The 469-nt window shown below is 69.1% G+C and carries 1 protein-coding gene; it reads right to left on the bottom strand.

What is annotated here, in order from left to right; genetic code table 11:
* Positions 1 to 469: VENN motif pre-toxin domain-containing protein (locus tag CWM61_RS28600; protein ID WP_165785324.1), on the bottom strand; the 469-nt coding region annotated here is incomplete at both ends.

Below are 469 nucleotides of genomic sequence, written 5' to 3'. Positions count from 1 at the left end.
CCGCCCTGCGCGCCCGCCACGGCTGACGCCGTACTGTCCCCGGCCAGACCGCCTGCCATTCCCGCTGAAATAGTGGCCAGCGTACTGACCGTCTGCTTCTGTGCTTCCGTCAGTGTGGACAAATCCGTCACATCCGGGTACAGCATGCCCGCTATTGCCTTCGCGGCCAGTTCACCTGCTGCCGCGCCCGCTGCGCCCGCCGCCGCACTGTTGCCCTGCAGCGCCGCCACCGCACCGCCCAGGATGGCGTGCGCCACCACCGCGGCACCGTCACTCAGCCCTGAACCGTGACCGATAAGATTCGCCAGCTCCGGCGCCGATGCCCCTGCCAGCGCCCCGGCGATATCACCGCCCGCCAGTCCCTGCAGCGCTGCAGTCGCTGCCTGGATACCCCGCTGCAGGTCACTGCCGGTTCCGTATGCAGCCATCGCGGTACGACCCGCCTGGTCCGCAATCTGTTCTGCCGTCG

It is taken from the genome of Klebsiella sp. K-Nf6, from assembly GCF_002806655.1.
Lineage (GTDB): Bacteria > Pseudomonadota > Gammaproteobacteria > Enterobacterales > Enterobacteriaceae > Klebsiella > Klebsiella variicola.
This window is presented reverse-complemented; position numbering and strand designations above follow the sequence as displayed.